7 protein-coding genes are annotated in these 17,944 nt (G+C 75.5%); 4 read left to right on the forward strand and 3 right to left on the reverse strand.

Annotated features, from left to right (window positions below):
- Positions 1-204 precede the first annotated feature (204 nt).
- The 4 genes from EV374_RS14905 to EV374_RS14955 all read left to right on the forward strand — a co-directional run bounded on the left by EV374_RS14905 (position 205) and on the right by EV374_RS14955 (position 14,294).
- The gene (locus EV374_RS14905; RefSeq protein WP_132235699.1) at positions 205-1,452 is read left to right on the forward strand and encodes an MFS transporter; all 1,248 of its coding nucleotides are present in this window, start codon (positions 205-207) and stop codon (positions 1,450-1,452) included.
- A complete protein-coding gene (locus EV374_RS32565; RefSeq protein ID WP_165947794.1) occupies positions 1,449-12,551 on the forward strand; it encodes a non-ribosomal peptide synthetase/type I polyketide synthase in 11,103 nt (3,700 codons plus the stop codon). Before EV374_RS14905 ends, EV374_RS32565 begins: the two co-directional genes overlap by 4 nt.
- Complete coding sequence (locus EV374_RS14950; RefSeq protein WP_132235701.1) at positions 12,548-13,579, forward strand: MBL fold metallo-hydrolase; 1,032 nt, start codon at positions 12,548-12,550, stop codon at positions 13,577-13,579. Before EV374_RS32565 ends, EV374_RS14950 begins: the two co-directional genes overlap by 4 nt.
- Before the next feature lie 82 nt (positions 13,580-13,661).
- Positions 13,662-14,294: a CG0192-related protein gene (locus EV374_RS14955; protein ID WP_132235703.1), complete on the forward strand. Its 633-nt coding sequence runs from the start codon at positions 13,662-13,664 to the stop codon at positions 14,292-14,294.
- Between the two features lie 318 nt (positions 14,295-14,612).
- On the opposite strand, the gene EV374_RS14960 is transcribed toward EV374_RS14955, so the two are convergent.
- The 3 genes from EV374_RS14960 to EV374_RS14970 form a co-directional block, all read right to left on the reverse strand.
- Positions 14,613-15,761, reverse strand: coding sequence for an HNH endonuclease family protein (locus tag EV374_RS14960; RefSeq protein WP_486485767.1), 1,149 nt, complete (start codon positions 15,759-15,761; stop codon positions 14,613-14,615).
- A gap of 171 nt (positions 15,762-15,932) precedes the next feature.
- Positions 15,933-16,601 (reverse strand): response regulator transcription factor, encoded by a 669-nt coding sequence (locus EV374_RS14965; RefSeq protein WP_132235707.1) that lies wholly within the window; start codon positions 16,599-16,601, stop codon positions 15,933-15,935.
- Entirely contained in the window at positions 16,589-17,878 is a 1,290-nt protein-coding gene (locus EV374_RS14970; protein ID WP_132235709.1) for a histidine kinase, read from the reverse strand. Before EV374_RS14970 ends, EV374_RS14965 begins: the two co-directional genes overlap by 13 nt.
- Positions 17,879-17,944: the final 66 nt, after the last annotated feature.

Here is a 17,944-nt window from a genome sequence, read left to right on the forward strand (position 1 = left end):
GCCGCTGATCTGGTCTGCCCCGAAACCAACCACACGCCCGCCCGGCCGGCAAGGCGGGGTGCCCCGGACGGCACTCCGTCGCGGCGGGCGGACAGCCGCCGTCGGCGATGCGGGCGCCGGTCCTTCGGCGTATTGAGATGCCCGTACCCGCAATGGCATGATCCTCGCTCCATACACGATCATGAGCGGGGCGGATCTCGACAGGTGCCAGCAACGGAGGAACCTTCCGCACGCCCGCTCCGTCTCGTCATCGCCGCGCACGCCGTGTCCACGTACGGCAGCTTCCTGAACATGGTGGCGCTGGGACTGTTCACCCTGGAGATCACGGGCTCCGCCGTGTCCACCGGGATCTTCATGGCGGTCCGCCTGTGCGCCGGCGTCCTGATGGGGCTGGTCGCCGGCACGCTGGTCAGCCGCTACGCGCGGGCCAGGCTCATGATCGGCGGCGACCTGCTGTCGGCCGGTGCGCTGGTGCTGCTGGTCGCGATGCCGTCCGCCGCGCAACCGACCATGCTGCACGCGCTTGCCGTGCTCCTCGGCGGGAGCCAGACGCTGTGGGTGGTCGCGCTGCGCAGCGGGTTGCCCGCGCTGGTCGGCCCGGACGACCTGGCCCGGGCCAACGCGAACCTGGTGGCGGCCCGCTCGGTGGCCATGCTGCTGGGCTTCGGCAGCGCGGGAATCCTCGTGACCCTGTTCGGCTACCACGCCGCGTTCCTGCTCGACGCCGCCTCGTTCGCGCTGTCCGCACTGCTGCTGTGCGCGGTCCGCGCCTGGCGCGTGGTGGGCCGCCCCGCCGGGCCGCCCGCCAAGGGCCCCCGCCGGGCGGGGCTCCGGCGCCTCCTGCCTGCGGTCGCCCCCGTGATCCTGGCCATGATCGCGGTGCGGTCCGTCGACGCGTTCGGGTCCGCCTCCCACAACGTGGGCCTGCCGGTGTACGCGAACCTGGCCTGGCCCGACGCCCCCGCCGCGTTCGCCGCCCTGTTCACCACGCCCTGGGCGGTCGGCAGTCTCGTCGCCGGCCGGTGGTACGCCCGGCGGGCCGCCGGCACCTCCCGTCCGGGATCGCCGCGGGCCTTCGGGGTCGCCACCTGCGCGATGTCGCTGCTGTTCGTGCTCGCCTTCGCGGGGCCCCCGATCTGGCTGGTGGCCGTCCTGGCGCTGGCCGCCGGCATGGCGGACGGGTACGCCGAGATCAGCTACACCACCCGGTTGCAGACCGTCGAGCCCTCCCGGCTGCCGCAACTCATGGGCCTGGCCAGCACGGCGCAGAACGCGGGGTTCGGCATCGGCATGATCGTCTGCGCCTTCGCGCTCGACCGGCTGACACCCCTGCCGGTGGTCGCGCTGGCGCACGGCCTGGCGCTCGCCGCCGCCGGTGCCTTCCTCATCTCCCACGCCCGTACGCCGGCGCACCGTCCGCAGCGAACGCAAGAAGTCGAGGTAGCACCGTGAAGTCGACGCCCGCCGATCGTCCCGCCGCCGTCAGCCACGGCGGGGACCTGCCCGGCCCCGTCGACCATCCCCCGACCTTGGCCGAGGCGCTGCTGCGGGCGGCCCGGAACCACCCGGACGCGGGCATCCGGATCGTGGGTCCCGACGGGCGCGAGGAGTTCCTCGACCACGGGCGGCTGCTCGCCGGGGCGCGCGCGGCGCTGCCCGGTCTGCGGGCCCACGGCCTGGGCCGGGGGTCCCACGTCGTCCTGCGGATCACCTCGGGCGAGCAGTACTGGCCGACCTTCTTCGGCTGCGTCCTCGGCGGGATCGTGCCGCTCACCGTCGGCGCGCCCACCGGGTACGACGCGGACAACCCCACCGCCGCCGCCCTCGTGCACGCCTGGCGGGTGCTGGGGGAGCCCGTCGTGCTGGCCGGGCCGGAGGACCTGGACGCGCTGGACCGGCTGCCGCTGCGGGACCGGGTGGTCGCGGTGGCGGAGCTGGCCGCGACGACCGCTCCCGACGGCCCCGCCCCCTCCGTACCGGAGCCGGAGGCGACTGACACCGACCCCGGGTCGGTGGCGCTGCTGCAGCTCTCCTCGGGCAGCACCGGCCGGCCGAAGGTGATCCCGTTGACGCACCGGGGGCTCTCGGAATATGCCGTCGGCGCCCGGACGATGCTCGACATCGACCCGCGGGACGTCCTGCTCAACTGGCTTCCCCTGGACCACGTCGCCGGCCTGCTGCTCTACCACCTCGGCGGCGTCTTCCTCGGCGCCACGTCCGTCCACGTCGCCACCGAGTGGGTGCTCGACGATCCGCTGCGGTGGCTGGAGCTGATGCGGCGGCACCGGGTCACGCACAGCTGGGCGCCGAACTTCGGCCTGCGGCTGGTGGCCGACGCGGTCGCCCGGGCCCCCGGTGAACCGTGGGACCTCGGCGGCGTACGCCGCATGGTCAGCGGCGGGGAGCAGTGCCTGCCGGAGACCTTCGAGGCGTTCGTCGCCGCGACCGGGGTGCCGGCGGAGGCGATGACGCCGGCCTGGGGCATGTCGGAGACCAGCACGGGCATCACCTTCGCCTCCTTCACCGAGCCCGGCACCCGCCTCCGGATCCGTACGGCGAGCCTGGGCGGCGACCTGGAGTACGCCGAGGACGACGACCCGGCCGACGTCACCGAGTTCCTCTCCGTCGGGCCGCCCGCGCCCGGTGCCACCCTGCGGATCGTCGACGCCGCCGGCGCGGTGCTTCCCGAGGGCCGCATCGGCCGCCTCCAGGTCTCGTCGGCGCGGGTCACGCCCGGGTACCTCGCCGATCCGGAGGCGAACCGCCTGGCCTTCCCCGACGGGGACGGCTGGCTGGAGACCGGCGACCTCGCCTTCATGCGGGACGGTCGGATCACCATCACCGGCCGGGCGAAGGACATGATCATCCTCAACGGGCACAACCTGCCCTGCCACGAGGTCGAGCAGGCGGCGGGGGAGGTGGCCGGGGTACGGCGTGGCCTGGTGGCCGCCGTCGGCGTACCGGAGCCCCGCACCGGCACCGAGTCGCTGGTGATCTTCTACGTGCCCGACGACGACGCGCCCGCGACGGGGGTGGCCGAGGCGGTGCGGGCGGCGGTGGCCCGACGCTGGCAGGTCGTACCCGAGCGGGTGCTGTCGCTCCCCGCGGAGCAGTTCCCGCGTACCACCGGGGGGAAGATCCGGCGCGCGGAGCTGGTCCGGCGCTGCCTGGCCGACCGGTCGTCGCAGCGGCCGCACGACGGGCGGCGGGCGACCACCGACCACAACGGGGCCCCGGCGGCGCGCGCGGCCGGACCGGGCAGGGCGGAGGTGCGCGCCCTGCTGACCGGCATTCTCGGCGACCTGACGGGTGGCCAGGTCGACCCGGCGCGTCCGTTCTACGAGCTCGGCATCGGCTCGGTCGAGATCGTCCGTCTCCGGGCCCGCCTGGAGCGGGCACTGGAGCGCCCGGTCCCGCAGCCGGTGCTCTTCGCCCACCCGACGGTCGACGCGCTCAGCGCGCACCTCGCCGCCCCGGCGGCCACGCCCACGGCGGAGCCCGTCGGCGGGCCGGTACGGGACCGGCGGATCGCGGTGATCGGCATGGCGGTCCGGTTCCCCGGAGCGCGCACGGTCGACGAGTACTGGGCGAACCTGACCGCCGGGGTGGAGAGCGTGCGTGCCTTCACACCGGACGAACTCGTCGCGGCGGGAATCCCACGCGACACCGTCGACGCCCCCGACCTCGTGGCGGCCAGCGGGGTCCTCGACGACGACGTCGCCGGCTTCGACGCGGGCTTCTTCTCGATCAGCGCCCGGGAGGCGGAGCTGCTCGACCCGCAGCACCGGCTGTTCCTGGAGACCTGTCACCACGCGTTGGAGGACGCCGGGCACCCGGGCGACGCGCGGGGGCCGCGGACCGGCCTCTACGCCGGCAGCGGAATGAACCTCTATCCGCACCACACCTACCTCCGCCAGCTCGGCCACCGGACGGTCTCCGCCGATCCGGCCGACCCGATCGGCGTCGCCCTCGGCAACCAGCCGGACTTCCTGGCCACCCGGGTGGCGTACCGGCTGGGGCTGACCGGGCCTGCGATCAACGTGCAGAACGCCTGCTCGACCTCGCTCGTGGCGGTGCACCTGGCGGTGCGGGCGCTGCTCGACGGCGAGGTCGACCAGGCGGTCGCGGGCGCCGTGGCCGTGCACGTGCCGCAGGTGACGGGCTACCGGCACACCCCGGGATCGATCCTGTCGGCGAGCGGTCGGTGCCGGCCCTTCGACGCCGACGCGGACGGAACGGTCGGCGGCAACGGCGTCGCCGCCGTGGTGCTGAAGCCGCTCGACCGGGCCCTCGCCGACGGCGACCGCGTGCACGCCGTGATCATCGGCTCGGCCGTGAACAACGACGGCGCCGGCAAGGTGGGCTTCACAGCACCCGGGGTGGCCGGGCAGGTCGACGTCGCCCGGCGGGCGCTGGCCGCCGCGCGGGTCGCGGCGGAGTCGATCGGGTACGTCGAGGCGCACGGTACGGGCACGGCCCTGGGCGACCCGGTGGAGCACCACGCTCTCGCCGAGGTGTACGCGGGCGGTCGACCGTTCCTCGGCTCGGTCAAGGCGAACATCGGTCACCTGGACAGCTGCGCGGGCATGGCCGGCCTGATCAAGACGATCCTGACCGTGCGTTCCGGCCGGGTCGCCCCACAGATCAACTTCCGCCGGCCGAATCCGGCGATCGACCTGGCCGCCGGCCCCTTCACGGTGACCACCCGTGGCACGCGGTGGCCGGCGGACCTGCGGCCGCGCCGGGCGGCCGTCAGCGCGTTGGGGGTGGGCGGCACCAACGCCCATGTGATCGTCGAGGAGCCGCCCCCGGCGGACCGACGTCGGTCGGACGAGCCGCCGCCCCACCCCGCGCCGGGACTGCTGCCCCTGTCGGCGGCCGACCCGTCGGCGCTGGTGGAGCTGGCCGCCCGCCACCGCGACCTGCTCCGCGAGGACCCCGGGCCGGCGTTGGCCGACGTGGTCACCAGCGCCGGGCGGCGCAGACGCCACCTCCGGCACCGCCTGGTCGCGCTCGGCACCTCGGCCGCCGAGCTGGCCGACGGCCTCCACCGGTACGTCGAGGCGGGCGTGGCGGGAAACGTGCTGACCGGCCGGGCGGAGCCGGAGGACGTCACCCCGGTCGCGCTGGCTTTTCCAGGGCAGGGCGACCGTCGCTGCGTCGTCCTCGATCTCGCCGAGCGGTTCCCGGTCGCGCGGGACGTGTTGGCCGATGGGGCCGACGCGTACCGCCGGGCGACCGGTGGCGACCTCGTCGCCCGGCTACGGGAACACCCTGTCGGAACGGGGCGCCCGACGGACGTGGCGCAGCCTGCGCTGGTGGTCACCGCGGTGGCGTTCGCCGAGCTGTGGCGGTCGTGGGGACTCACGCCGGACGTCGTCCTCGGGCACAGCGTCGGCGAGTACGCCGCACTGGTCGTGGCCGGTGCGCTGTCCCTGCGCGACGCGGTCGGGCTGGCCGCGCACCGGGGCGTCCTGATGCGCGACGCGCTGCCACCCGGCGCGATGTGCGCGGTGCTGGCCGACGAAGCGACGGTCGGCGGCCTGCTGCGTGGGTCGACGGCGGAGATCGCCGCCCGCAACGGCGCGGAGCACCACGTGCTCGCGGGTCCCCCCGAGGCACTGGCGGCGGTCGTCCGGGAAGCCGAACGGCGCGGCGTGGCGACCCGCCCGCTCCCGGTCGACCGGGCGTTCCACTCGACCGGCGTGGACGCGGTCCTCGACCGGCTCCGCCGGATGATCGGGGAGGTGGAGCTCGCACCGACCCGCCTGCCCCTGATCAGCAGCCTGGACGGCCGGGTACGCCCGCCCGGCTGGCTGCCGGACGCCGACCACCTGTGCCGGCAGGCGCGCGAGCCGGTCGCCTGGAGCACCGCCGTGGCCACCCTCGCCGAGCAGGGCGTGCGATCGGTCGTCGAGGCGGGCGCGGACGGGGCGCTGACCGGCATCGCCCGCGGCACGGGATCCGACCTGCGGTGGGTGCCGTCGCAACGCCGTGGCACCCCACCGGTCGCCGGGCTGTGGCGCGCCGTCGCGGAGTTGCACGTGGCGGGGTTCCCGGTCGACTGGGCCGCGCTGACCGCCGACTGCGGTGGCCGGGCGGTGCCACTGCCGGCCTATCCGTTCCAGCGCCGGCGATTCTGGGTCTCCGCGCCCGGGGCGGCCGACGTCTCCGCCGCGACCGACGTGCGGGTCGCGGCTGGCGGGTCCGCCGCGCGGGATGTCTCTGCCGCGACTGACGTGCGGATCGCGGCCGGCACCTCTGCCGCGACTGACGTGCAGGTCGCGGCCGGTGGGTCCGCCGCGAGCGGTGCGGCCGGGTCGTCGGCGACCGCCGAGCCGGGGCCGCCCCGGCCGCCGGCCGGACACGACGTCGGGGCCGAGCAGGTGCTCGCGCGCATCCGGGCGCTGACGGCCGAGCGGCTCGGACTGGACGTGGGAGAGGTCGACCCGGACGAGACCTTCCTCGACCTCGGTGCCGACTCGCTGCTCCTGATCACCATGGCCCGGGAGATCGACCACGCGTTCGGGGTGCGGGTTCCCGTCCGGGACCTGTTCGCCGCCGTGGACACCCCCCGCCGGCTCGCCGAGGCGGTGACGCGCGGCGCCTCGACCGGCGTGCTCCCGCCGACCGGCCCGACGACCGCGTCGCCCCCTGTCCCTGTCGCGCCGGTTCCCGTGCCCGCCGTGTCGGTCCCCGTGCCCGCCGTGTCGGTCCCCGTGCCCGCCGTGTCGGTCCCCGTGTCTGTAACGCCGGTTTCCGCCGGGCCGGTGCCCGTGCCCGTCGCTTCGGCGGCTCCGGCCGACCCGGGCGACGCTCCCCGGGACGTACCGGCCGACCTCGTCACGATCGTGCACCGCCAGCTGGACCTGATGCGCGACCAGCTCGCTCTTCTCGGCGCCGCCACCGGTGCCACCGGCACCGGCGGTAACGGCGGCACCAGTCGTGGCAGTGCGGCCGTCGCCCCCGAGCCGTCGACGCGGCCGGCGCCGGCCGCGTCGGTCGCCGACGCGCCGGACACCGTCGACTTCAGCCTGTACTTCTTCGGCGACTACCCCGACTCGGCCCGGGACGACGCCTACGGAACCATCATCGAGGCCGCCGAGTTCGCCGACACCCACGACTTCCACGCGGTGTGGTTGCCCGAACGGCACTTCCACTCCTTCGGCGGGCTCTTTCCCAACCCGTCGGTGCTCGCCGCGGCCCTCGCGACCCGGACCCGCCGGCTGCGCCTCAACGCCGGCTCCGTGGTGCTGCCCCTGCACCATCCCGTCCGCGTCGCCGAGGAATGGTCCATGGTGGACAACCTCTCCGGGGGCCGGGTCGGGCTGGGGTGCGCGCCCGGCTGGCACGCCAACGACTTCGTCTTCTACCCGGACAACTACCGTCGCCACAAGCAGGTGATGTACGACAACCTCGACACCGTACGGCGGCTCTGGCGCGGTGAGGCGATCACCGCGCGGTCGGGCAGCGGGGAAGACGTCGACATCCGGCTGTTCCCCCGCCCGGTGCAGGCGGAACCGCCGACCTTCACGGCGATCGTCGGCAACCCGGACAGCTACCGGGAGGCGGCCCGCCGCGGCCTCGGCGTGGTCACCAACCTGATGACCCAGGACGTCGCGCGGCTGGCCGAGAACGTCGCGCTGTACCGGCGTACCCGGGCCGAACACGGTCTCGATCCCGCTGCGGGGCGGGTGGTGGTGCTGCTGCACACCTTCCTCGGCGACGACGCCGACCAGGCGCGGGCCATGGCGTTCGAGCCGTTCTGCGCCTACCTGCGCTCCTCGTTCAGCCTGCTCGGCCAGGTGGTCAACAGCCTGGGCATGAACGTCGACCTCGCCGGCACCCCCGACGAGGACGTCCGGTTCGTGCTGTCCCGTGCCTACCAGCGGTACTGCGAGCAGCGGGCCCTGATCGGCTCGCCGGAGAGTTGCCGGCCGGTGCTCGACGCGGTCCTCGACGCCGGCGCCGACGAGATCGCCTGCTTCGTCGACTTCGGCCTGCCGGCGGCGGCCGTGCGGGACGGCCTGCCGGCCATCGACGCGCTACGGCGGGCCACGCCCCGCCGACCAACCCCAACCCCAACCCCGGCCCCAACCCCGGCCCCGGCAGTGGCCCCGGCACCGGCCCCGGTGGTCGTCGGGACGGCGGCGCCGGAGGCCGTCGGGATCATCGCGCCGCCGACCGTCGAGATCGCGCCGTTGACGCCCGGCCAGCGGCGGCTGTGGCTGGTCGAGCAGGCGTACCCGGGCACCCCGGCCTACACCGAGGGCGTGGCCGTGCGGCTGTGCGGCGCGCTCGACACCGGGGCGCTGCGCGGGGCGTTGCAGGACGTCGTGGACCGGCACGCGCCACTGCGGACGACCTACCGCGAGGTCGACGGGCAACCCTGCCAGGTCGTCCGGCCGACGGCGACGGTCGACCTCCCGGTGCGGGAGAATTCCGGTGCCGACGAGGACGCCGTGGTGCGGGCGGCGATGGCCCGGGAGAGCGCGCGGGTGTTCGACCTCGTCGAGGGGCCGGTCTTCGCGTTCGAGCTGCTGCGCTTCTCCCCGACACACCACGTGCTGGTGATGTCGTTCCACCACCTGGCCACCGACGGCGGCTCGTACACGGTCCTGACCCGCGAGGTCGGCACGTGCTACCGGGCCCGGTCGACCGGTACGCCGGCCGCGCTGCCCCCGCTGCCGGTCACCTACCCGGAGCTGGCCCGGGCGCGCGCCCGGGCGGCCCGGGACGGCGTGGACAAGAGCCTGGCGTACTGGCTCGACCTGCTCGATCCGCTGCCGCCCACCCTCGTGCTGCCCTCGGACCGGCAGCGACCGGCCACCGTCTCGGCCGCCGGCGAGAGCCTCCTCGCGGAGATCCCGGTGGAGCTGACCGAACGGGTCCGGCAGCTCAGCCGCGTCGAGCGGGTCACCCCGTTCACCACGCTGCTCAGCGCGATCGGGGTGGCGCTGTTCCGGCTCAGCGGCCAACCGGACCTGGTCATCGGGACCGGCATGAGCGGCCGCGACGAGGATTCCGAGGACCTGATCGGGTTCTTCGTCGACACCGTGCCGCTGCGGCTGGACCTCGGCGGTGACCCCACCTTCCGGGAGTTGCTCGCCCGGGTGCAGTACCGCTCGGCGGACGGGTACGAACACGCGGGCGTGCCCTTCGACGACCTCGTCGGTGCGCTCGCGCCGAACCGGGAGGCCGGCCGCCACCCGCTCTTCGACGTGGTCGTGGAGTACGAGCGCGGCGCAGCGGCGTTCCGGTTCGACCTGCCGGGGGTCACCGCCGAGCCGATCCCGGTGGGCCTGGACAAGGCCCCGGTCGACCTGGTCGTCTACCTGTCACATGGCGACACCGTGCGCTGCCACGTCGAGTACCGGACCGACGTGCTCGACCGGGCGACGGTGCGTCGCCTGCTGGACTACGTCGAGCGGCTGCTCGACCGGGCGACCCGGGAGCCCGACGAGCCGCTGTCGGGCCTGGCGGCGTACCTGGACGACTCCGCCGACCGCCTGCACGGGCCGCGGACACCCGTCGGTGACGCCCGGCTGCACGAGTTGTTCCTGCGGCAGGCGGCCCGCACCCCGGACGCCGCAGCGGTCGTGTGCGGGCCGACCCGGTGGACGTACCGCGAACTGCGCGAGCGGGCCGACCTGCTCGCCCGCCGGATCGCCGCCGCCGGCGTCGGGCCCGACGACCTCGTCGCGGTGCTCCTGCCGCGCCGACCGGAGCTGATCGCCGCCCAGCTCGCCGTGCTGATGGCCGGCGCGGGCTTCCTCCCCCTCGACCCGGGGCTGCCCGCCGCCCGGGTGGCCACCCTGTTCGCCGACAGCGGCGCCCGGCTGCTGGTCACCACGAGGGACGTGGACGCGCCGACGGGCGCGGTCTGCCTGCGGGTCGAGGATCCCGGTGACCCGGACCTGCCGCCCCCGGGCCGGGTGCCGACGGCGGAGCAGGTGGCCTGGTGCGTCCACACGTCCGGCTCGACCGGCCGGCCGAAGGGCGTCCTGGTGCCGCACCGGGCCGCCGTGGACGCCGTCGACTGGCACGTGCGGGCCCTCGCCCTCACCGGAGCCGACACCGTCGGCCACGCGCTCGGACTCGGCTTCGACGCGAACCTCGCCGAGATCCATCCGGCGCTCGCCGCCGGCGCCACCGTGCATCTCGTACCGGAGGAGGCGCGGACCGACCCCGCGGCCCTCGTCGAGGAGTGGTCCCGCGGCGGCGTCACGGTGGCCTTCCTGCCGGCGCCGCTCGCCGAGCTGGTCTTCGCCCTTCCGATGCCCGCGCACACCCCGCGCACGCTCGTCGTGGGCGGCAGCCAGCTCCGGCGCCGACCGCCCGCCGGCTTCCCGGCCGAGGTGATCAACGCCTACGGTCCGACCGAGTGCAGCATCGTCGTCACGGCGGGCCCCGTGCGGGCGGACGTCCCGGGGCCGGTCGACATCGGCACCCCGGTCGACAACCATCGGCTGTACCTGCTGGACGAGCGCGGCGTGCCGGTGCCACGGGGGGCGGTGGGGGAGCTGCACGTCGGCGGAACCGGCGTGGCCCGGGGCTACCTCGGCCGACCCGCGGCGACCGCCGCCGCCTTCCTGCCCGATCCTGGCCTGCCCGGGGCGCGGGTCTACCGGACCGGGGACCTGGTCCGGGAACGGGGCGACGGAACCCTCGAGTTCGTCGGCCGGGTGGACGACCAGGTCAAGATCGCCGGACAACGGACGGAGCCCGGCGAGGCCGCTGCGGAGCTGGCCACGCTGCCCGGGGTACGCCAGGCCACCGTCATCGCGCGGCACGACCGGGGCGACGAGCCGTACCTCGCCGCGTACGTCGTGGCGGACGACGACGGGGAACCGGCCGCGACCCGCGCGGAGCGACTCGCCGCCGTGCTGGCCGAGCGCCTGCCCGCACACCTCGTGCCCCGGGCCTGGGTGCTGCTGGACACCCTGCCCACCACGGACAACGGCAAGGTGGACCGGTCGCGGCTGCCGGCACCCGCCGTGACCGGCGCCGCCGACCGGCCGCGCACCGCCATGGAGCAGCTCGTCCACGACGCCTGGTGCGCCGAGCTCGGGGTGGCCCGGCTGCCGGTGGACGTCCCCTTCTTCGCCGCGGGCGGTCACTCCCTGGCGGCCGTACGGTTGGCGAACCGGCTGACGGACCTGCTGGACCTCAAGGTCGGCACGCACCGGGTGCTGCGCAGCCCGGGCATCCGGGCGATGGCGCGGGACCTGACGACCGTGGACGGCGGGTCCGAGGTCGTGGACCGGGCGCCGGCGACCTACCCGCAGGAACTGATGTGGCACCGCCAGCGGCAGGCCCCCGATCCGCCGGCCGTGCACATGGCGGTACGGGTGACCCTCGCCGGTCGGCTCGACGTGCCGGCCCTGCACCGGGCGGTCGACGGCCTGGTCGCCCGGCACGAGACGCTGCGCACCCGCCTGGTGGAACGCGCCGGTGAGCTGGTCCAGGAGGTGCTCCCGGCCCGGCCGGGAACGCTGCCGGTGTGCGACCTCGCCGCCGACGAGGTCGAGCAGTGGTGCGTGCGGACCGGCCGCGAGCCCTTCCCGGAGGACACGGGACCGTGGCTGCGGGCCCGGCTGGCGCGGCTGGACGACGACGCGTGGGTGCTGATGCTGGTCGTGCACCATCTCTGCGGTGACGGCTGGTCGATGCTCCAACTGCTCGACGAGCTGGGCAGGGGCTACGCCGCGGAGACCGGCCAGGGTGCGGCCCTCGCCGCGCCCACGGCCCGCTACGTCGACCACGCGCGCCGGCAACGGGCGACCGCCGTCCCGCCGCACGTCCTGCGGTACTGGCGGGACCAACTCGTCGGAGCGCCCCGCGCGGTGTCGTTCCCGGCCGACCGCCCACGGCCGGCGCGACCGTCCGGCCGGGGCAGCGAGTTCGCCTTCGACGTCCCGGCCGAGCTGACCGACCGCCTGACCGGCCTCGCCGAGCGCTGCGGCACGACCCTGTTCCCGGTCCTGGCCAGCGGGTACGCGCTGCTCGTACGCGAACTCACCGGCACGCGTGACGTGGTCCTCGCCTGCCCGTACGCCCACCGCGACCACCGCGAGGACGAGTCGGTCGTGGGCCTGTTCACCAGCCCGCTGCTGCTGCGGCCGCCGCTGGCGGGCGCGGCGTCGTTCGCGGAGCTGACGGCGGGCACCGACCGGGTGTTCCTCGACGCGATCCGGCACCAGCCGGCGCCCCTGGCCGAGGTGTACGCGGCCCTCGATCCGCGCTGGCGGGTCGGCATGCCGCCACCGGTCGCCACGGCGCTGTTCGGCTGGAATCCGGGGATGCCGGAGGTGCGGCTGCCGGGGCTCGTGGCGCACGCCACCGACCAGGGGCTCGGCTGCGCCCGCCGGGACTACGCCACGGTCGTCACCCCGCACGGGGGCGGCCTGCGGGGCGTCGTCGAGTACTCCACGGACCTGTTCGACCGGGCGACGGTGACGGCCTGGTGCGACCGCTTCGTCGCCATTCTCGTCGCGGCCGCCGACGAGGGGCCGGGGCAGGTCGCGGCGCGCACTATGGTCGGATCATGACCTCGGGCACCGGCAACTCCGACGACTGGACCACTCCCGGGACGTTCGAGGTCGCCCCCGGCGTCCACCGCGTGCCGCTGCCGCTGCCGAACGACGGCCTGCGCGCGGTGAACGTGTACGTCCTGCGCGACGACGACGGTCTCGTGCTCGTCGACTCCGGGTGGGCGATCGCCGAGGCGCGCTCCGCGCTCGACGCGGCGCTCAAGGAGCTGGACTGTTCGCTGGGGGACGTGCGCCGGTTCCTCGTCACGCACGTCCACCGGGACCACTACACGCAGGCCGTGCACCTGCGCCGCGAGTACGGCATGCGGGTGAGCCTCGGCGCCGGCGAACGCGAGAGCCTGGTGGCGTCCATGACGCCGCACCGGAACCCGCTCGCCGAGCAGCTCGCCCGCCTGCGGCTGCTGGGCGCCGGCGAGCTGGCCGACACCCTGGCGGGGCTGACCGGGTCGCGGCTGAGCACCGAGGACTGGGATCTGCCGGACGACTGGTTCCACGACGGTCAGCAGATCAGGCACGGCGAGCGCACCCTGCACGTCGTCGAGACGCCGGGCCACACGCGCGGGCACGTCGTCTTCCACGACACCGGCTCGCACCTGCTGTTCGCCGGTGACCACGTACTGCCCACCATCACGCCCTCGATCGGCTTCGAGGCCGCACTGTCGGCGAACCCGCTCGGCGACTTCCTGGCATCGCTCGCGCTGGTGCGGCGGCGACCGGACGCGCGGCTGCTCCCGGCGCACGGGCCGGTGACCCCCAGCGTGCACGCGCGGGTCGACGAACTCGTCGCGCACCACGGCGCGCGGCTCGACGAGACGGAGGCCGCCGTGGCCCGGGGGGCGAGTTCGGCGTACGAGGTCGCCGCGCGGCTGCGCTGGACCCGGCGGGAGCGCCGGCTGGCCGACCTCGACGTGTTCAACGCCATGCTCGCCGTCACCGAGACCGCCGCGCACCTGGAACTCCTGGTCGCCCAGGGCCGCCTGACCCGGTCCGACGTCGACGGGCTGCGCCGCTACGCCACCGCCTGACCCGCCGGGTCCCGCTCCCGCCGGGCGCGTCGCGTGCGGCCGGGTCAGCGCGGGGCACGGAGGTGCCCCTACGATGCGGCGTATGGCGCTGTTGTACCGGGCGGAGATGCGCCCCACGAAGTTCGCACTCCTGGCGGCGTGGCTGCCCGGCCGACCCTGGTTCCAGGGGCCGGCCGGCGCCGACGTCGAGCGCGTGGCGGCCTACCGGTTCGACGATCCGGCCGGCGCCGTCGGCGTCGAGACGCTGCTCGTCAGGGCCGGCGACGGGCCGATCCACCAGGTCCCGCTGACCTACCGCGACGCGCCCCTCGACGGCGGCGACGACTGGCTCGTCGGCACCACCGAGCACTCCGTGCTCGGCCGTCGCTGGGTGTACGACGCGTGCGCCGACCCCGTCTACGCCGCGACGCTGGCGGCGGCCGTCCTCGCCGACGCCGGGCAGGCGCAGGAGTACTTCGAGGCCGACGGCCAGCGGGAGTACCGCGAGCTGTCGATGACCATCGCCGGCAGCGGCACCCGGGGCGCCGAGGTCCCGCCCGTCGGCGCCGTGCGCCGCGTGGTGGAGGACGACCTCACCGTCATCGTCACCGACTCCGTGGAGTTGGCCGTCGTGCGCCGCCCCGACGGCGGCACCGCGTCGGAGGGCGCCGTGCTGACCGGCACGTGGAGCGGCCAGCCGAGCCCTCTGCCGCTGGCGTACGCCCGCCGGCGCTGACGAGACGCACCGCCCCGATCCTGCGCGCGGGGGCTGTGGCGGCACCCGGCCGGCGAGGCCCAGCCGGTGGAGCCGAGGAGCCTGCCGTTCGTCCCGGAACCCGCCGGCGCGCGGTGACGATCCTCGCCCCGCCGGGCCGGGCCGGTGGATCCGCCCGGGCCCGCCGGCCTGCCGGGTCCGTCCGGGGCGCGGGCGGACGGATCAGGCGCGGGCGCGGCGCGTGGCACGCCGGCCCCACGGGCGCGTGCCGACCGGCCGCCCGCCGATCGGCCGGTCCCCCCGACGGAGGACCGGCCGGGACACGCCGCTGTGGCGAGGTCAGCCCCAGATGGCGGTCGCCCACTCCGGGTGGTCGACGAACGGGTTCCGGTTGCCCTGCCAGCGCTCGTAGATCCGCTGGTTGCGGCGCTTCTCGAAGGCGTCCGGCGGGTCGGCCTGGTTCCACTGGAGCAGCACCGACATCTTGCCGTGGTACGGCGCGCTGCCGTTGTTGACCGACTGGTTCAGCTCCAGGTTGGGCCAGCCGTCGGTGCCCTCGTACCGGATCGCCATGTACATCAGCATGCGTGCCACGTCGCCCTTGACCGCGTTGCGCGGCTCCCACGAGTCGGCGTCGGTGTAGCAGCCCGGCGCCTCGGCGACGGGACTGCCGCCGGTGTCGAAGTCCTTGTTGCCGCGCGTCGAGTTGACCGAGACGTCCTCCGGCCGGAGGTGGTGGACGTCCGTACCCGGGCCGGTCGCGGTGCCGAAGTCGCCGTGCGACTTGGCCCAGACGTGCTCGCGGTTCCAGTCGTTCACGCCGCCGCCGTTGCTGCTCTTGCTCTGCGACCGGCCGGTGTTGAGCAGGATGACGTTGTTGGTGTTGGCCGGGTCCTGGTCGGTGTCCTTCAGCGCCTCCCACACCTGGTCGTAGGAGAGCTTCGTCTGCACCTTGATGATCGAGTGCAGCGAGCTGCGCAGCGCCGTGCCCGACTTGCCGATCGCGTTGGCGTAGTAGGTGGAGTCGTAGTCGCCGCCGGGCGCCGGGGTGCCCGTCGGGACCGGAGTCGGGGACTGGCTCGGCGACGGGGTGGTGCCGCCGAGGGTCATCGCCGTCGGGTTCTTCAGGCCGCCGTGGCTGAAGTAGGCGGTGAGCGTGCCGGTGGCGGTGATCCGCTGGCCCCGCAGGCCCGGGTTGGTGAGCAGCCCGAACGTGCTCCGGTAGGCGGCGGTGACCTGGACGTAGAGCATCCGGCTCGCGCCGGTCTCGGCGGCCGTGTCGGCGATCGCGATCGCGGTGTCGGCGGTGAAGCCGGACCTGAGCACCGTCGTGGTGCTGGTCGGCTGGCCGATGACGTAGCCGGTCACGGCGGCCGTCCGGCCGTCCTGCGCGGCGAGCGCCTGGGCCACGGTAAGGGGGCCGGCGGCCGACGCCGCCGCCGTCACCGCCACGGGCGCCACCAGGGCGACGGCCAGCGCGAACGCCATCGCCAGCCTTCTGGGGCCCGAGCGGGTACTGCTCCTCGTATTCATGAGCAGCGATGCTATCGGGGCGCGGGTGAACGGCGGGAGATCGGGACCGCAACTTTCGGCGCGGCGGTTGCACCTGCTCGGCGCACGGCCGCGCCGGTGTGCCGGCCACCAGCCGCGCCGGCGCGGCTACCGGGGCGACGGGCCCGCACGCAGGTAGGTGAGGGCCGCCAGCACCCGGCGGTTGGTGTCGTCGCTGGGCGGCAGGCCGAGCTTCGCCAGGACGTTGCCGATGTGCTTGCCGACGGCCGCCTCGGTGACGTGCAGCCGCGCGGCGATCGCCGCGTTGGAGTGCCCCTCGGCGAGCAGCGTCAGCACCTCGCGCTCCCGGGCGGACAGGGCCGCGAGCGGGTCGCGCGGGCGGTGCAGCAGCCGCCGCACCACGTCGGGGTCGACGACCGTGCCGCCGGCGGCGACCGTACGCAGCTGCCCGGCGAACTCGGCGACCTCGGCGATCCGGTCCTTGAGCAGGTAGCCGACGCCCCGGCCGTCGCCGCTGGCGAGCAGGGCGGAGGCGTACTCGGCCTGCACGTGCTGGCTCAGCACCATGACGGCGAGCCGCGGCCGTTCGGCGCGCAGGTCGACCGCCGCCCGCAGCCCGTCGTCGTGCGGGCCGGGCGGCATCCGGATGTCCGTCACCACCAGGTCCGGCTCGTGCGCCCGGACCGCGTCCCGCAACTGCGGTGCCGTGCCGACGGCGGCGACCACCTCGAAGTCGAACCGGGCCAGCAGGCCGGCGAGGCCCTCGCGCAGGAGGACCTCGTCCTCGGCGAGCACGACGCGCGTCACCGGAGGCACGGCAACTCCACCCGGACGAGCGTGGGGCCCCCGGGCGGGCTGGCGAGCAGCAGCCGCCCGTCGACGGCGGCGACCCGGTCGGCGAGACCGGTCAGGCCGGTGCCCCGCGCCGGGTCGGCCCCGCCGTGACCGTCGTCGGAGACCTCCACGACGAGTTCGCCGTCGGCCTGGACGAGCCGGACCTCGGCCCGGGTCGCCCCGGCGTGCCGGACGACGTTGCCCAGCGCCTCCGACACCACGAAGTACGCGGTGCTCTCGACGAGTTCGGGCAGCGGCTGCCCGAGGTCGGCGTGGACGGTGACCGGGACGGTGGCCTCGCCGGCCAGTTCCCGTACCGCGCCGGCCAGGCCGAGGTCGGTGAGGCTCTGCGGGCGGATGCCCTGCACGATCTGCCGGAGCTCGACCATCAGGTTCTTGGCCTGGTCGTGCGCCACGGCGAGCGGGGCGGCGGCGGGGGAGTCCTCGGGCACGTCCAGCCGGGCCAGACCCAGGTGGAGGGTGAGGCTGGTCAGCCGGGGCTGCGCGCCGTCGTGCATGTCGCGCTCGATGCGGCGGCGTTCGGTCTCGTACGCGTCGACCAGCCGGGCCCGCGAGCGGCTGACCTCCCGCAGGGCCGCCCCGTCGGCGGGCCGGCCGAGCAGCCACCGCGCCACCGCGCCCTGGGCCGCGGCGAGCACGCCGAGCCCGTACCAGAGCACGGGGAGGAGCAGGACCCCGAGGACGGCGTACGGGACGGCCTCGCCGGCCGTGTCGACGGTGGTCCAGACCACGATGACCTCGTCGGCGTCGCCGACCAGCCAGGGGCTGGCGACCAGCGTGAGGTCGAGCAGCACGAGCAGGGTGGACACGGCGTAGCCGAGCGGCACGACGCCGCCCAGCCAGAAGGTGTGGGCGACCTCCCGCCACGCGTCGGCGCCGGTGTAGCGCGCGGCCAGGCCCCGCCACCGGTACGCCGGCAACGGCCGCCCGTCCACGAGGCCGAGCCGCTGCCGTTCCACGGCGGTCACCGCGATGCTCACGACCGGGGCCGACGCCAGCACCGTCAGCGCGCCGACGGTGAGGAACAGCACGAGGGGCAGCTCGGCCGGGCGGCCCTGCCGGGCGGCGTTGACCGCGGCCAGCAGGGGCGCCCCGACGACGAGCAGCCCGACGGCGAGCACCCCGGCGACCGGGACGGTGGTGAGCAGGTAGGCCAGCGCGCGCCACGGCCACGGGGAGAGCAGGTATCCGGGCCGGCGCAGCGCCTCGGCCAGGCACAGGGGACGGGCTGTCGTCATGCCGCTGACGCTAACGGCGGGTGACGCGCCGACCCAGCCGTCTGGACGTAGTTCCCGGGTAGGGCC

It is taken from the genome of Micromonospora sp. CNZ303, assembly GCF_004345505.1.

Bases quoted from the DNA above. Each gene is read 5' to 3' on its own strand.
- EV374_RS14970 (WP_132235709.1), bottom strand. From the start codon at position 17,878: ATGACGACAGCCCGTCCCCTGTGCCTGGCCGAGGCGCTGCGCCGGCCC.
- EV374_RS14950 (WP_132235701.1), top strand. From the start codon at position 12,548: ATGACCTCGGGCACCGGCAACTCCGACGACTGGACCACTCCCGGGACG.
- EV374_RS14955 (WP_132235703.1), top strand. From the start codon at position 13,662: ATGGCGCTGTTGTACCGGGCGGAGATGCGCCCCACGAAGTTCGCACTC.
- EV374_RS14960 (WP_486485767.1), bottom strand. From the start codon at position 15,761: ATGGCGTTCGCGCTGGCCGTCGCCCTGGTGGCGCCCGTGGCGGTGACG.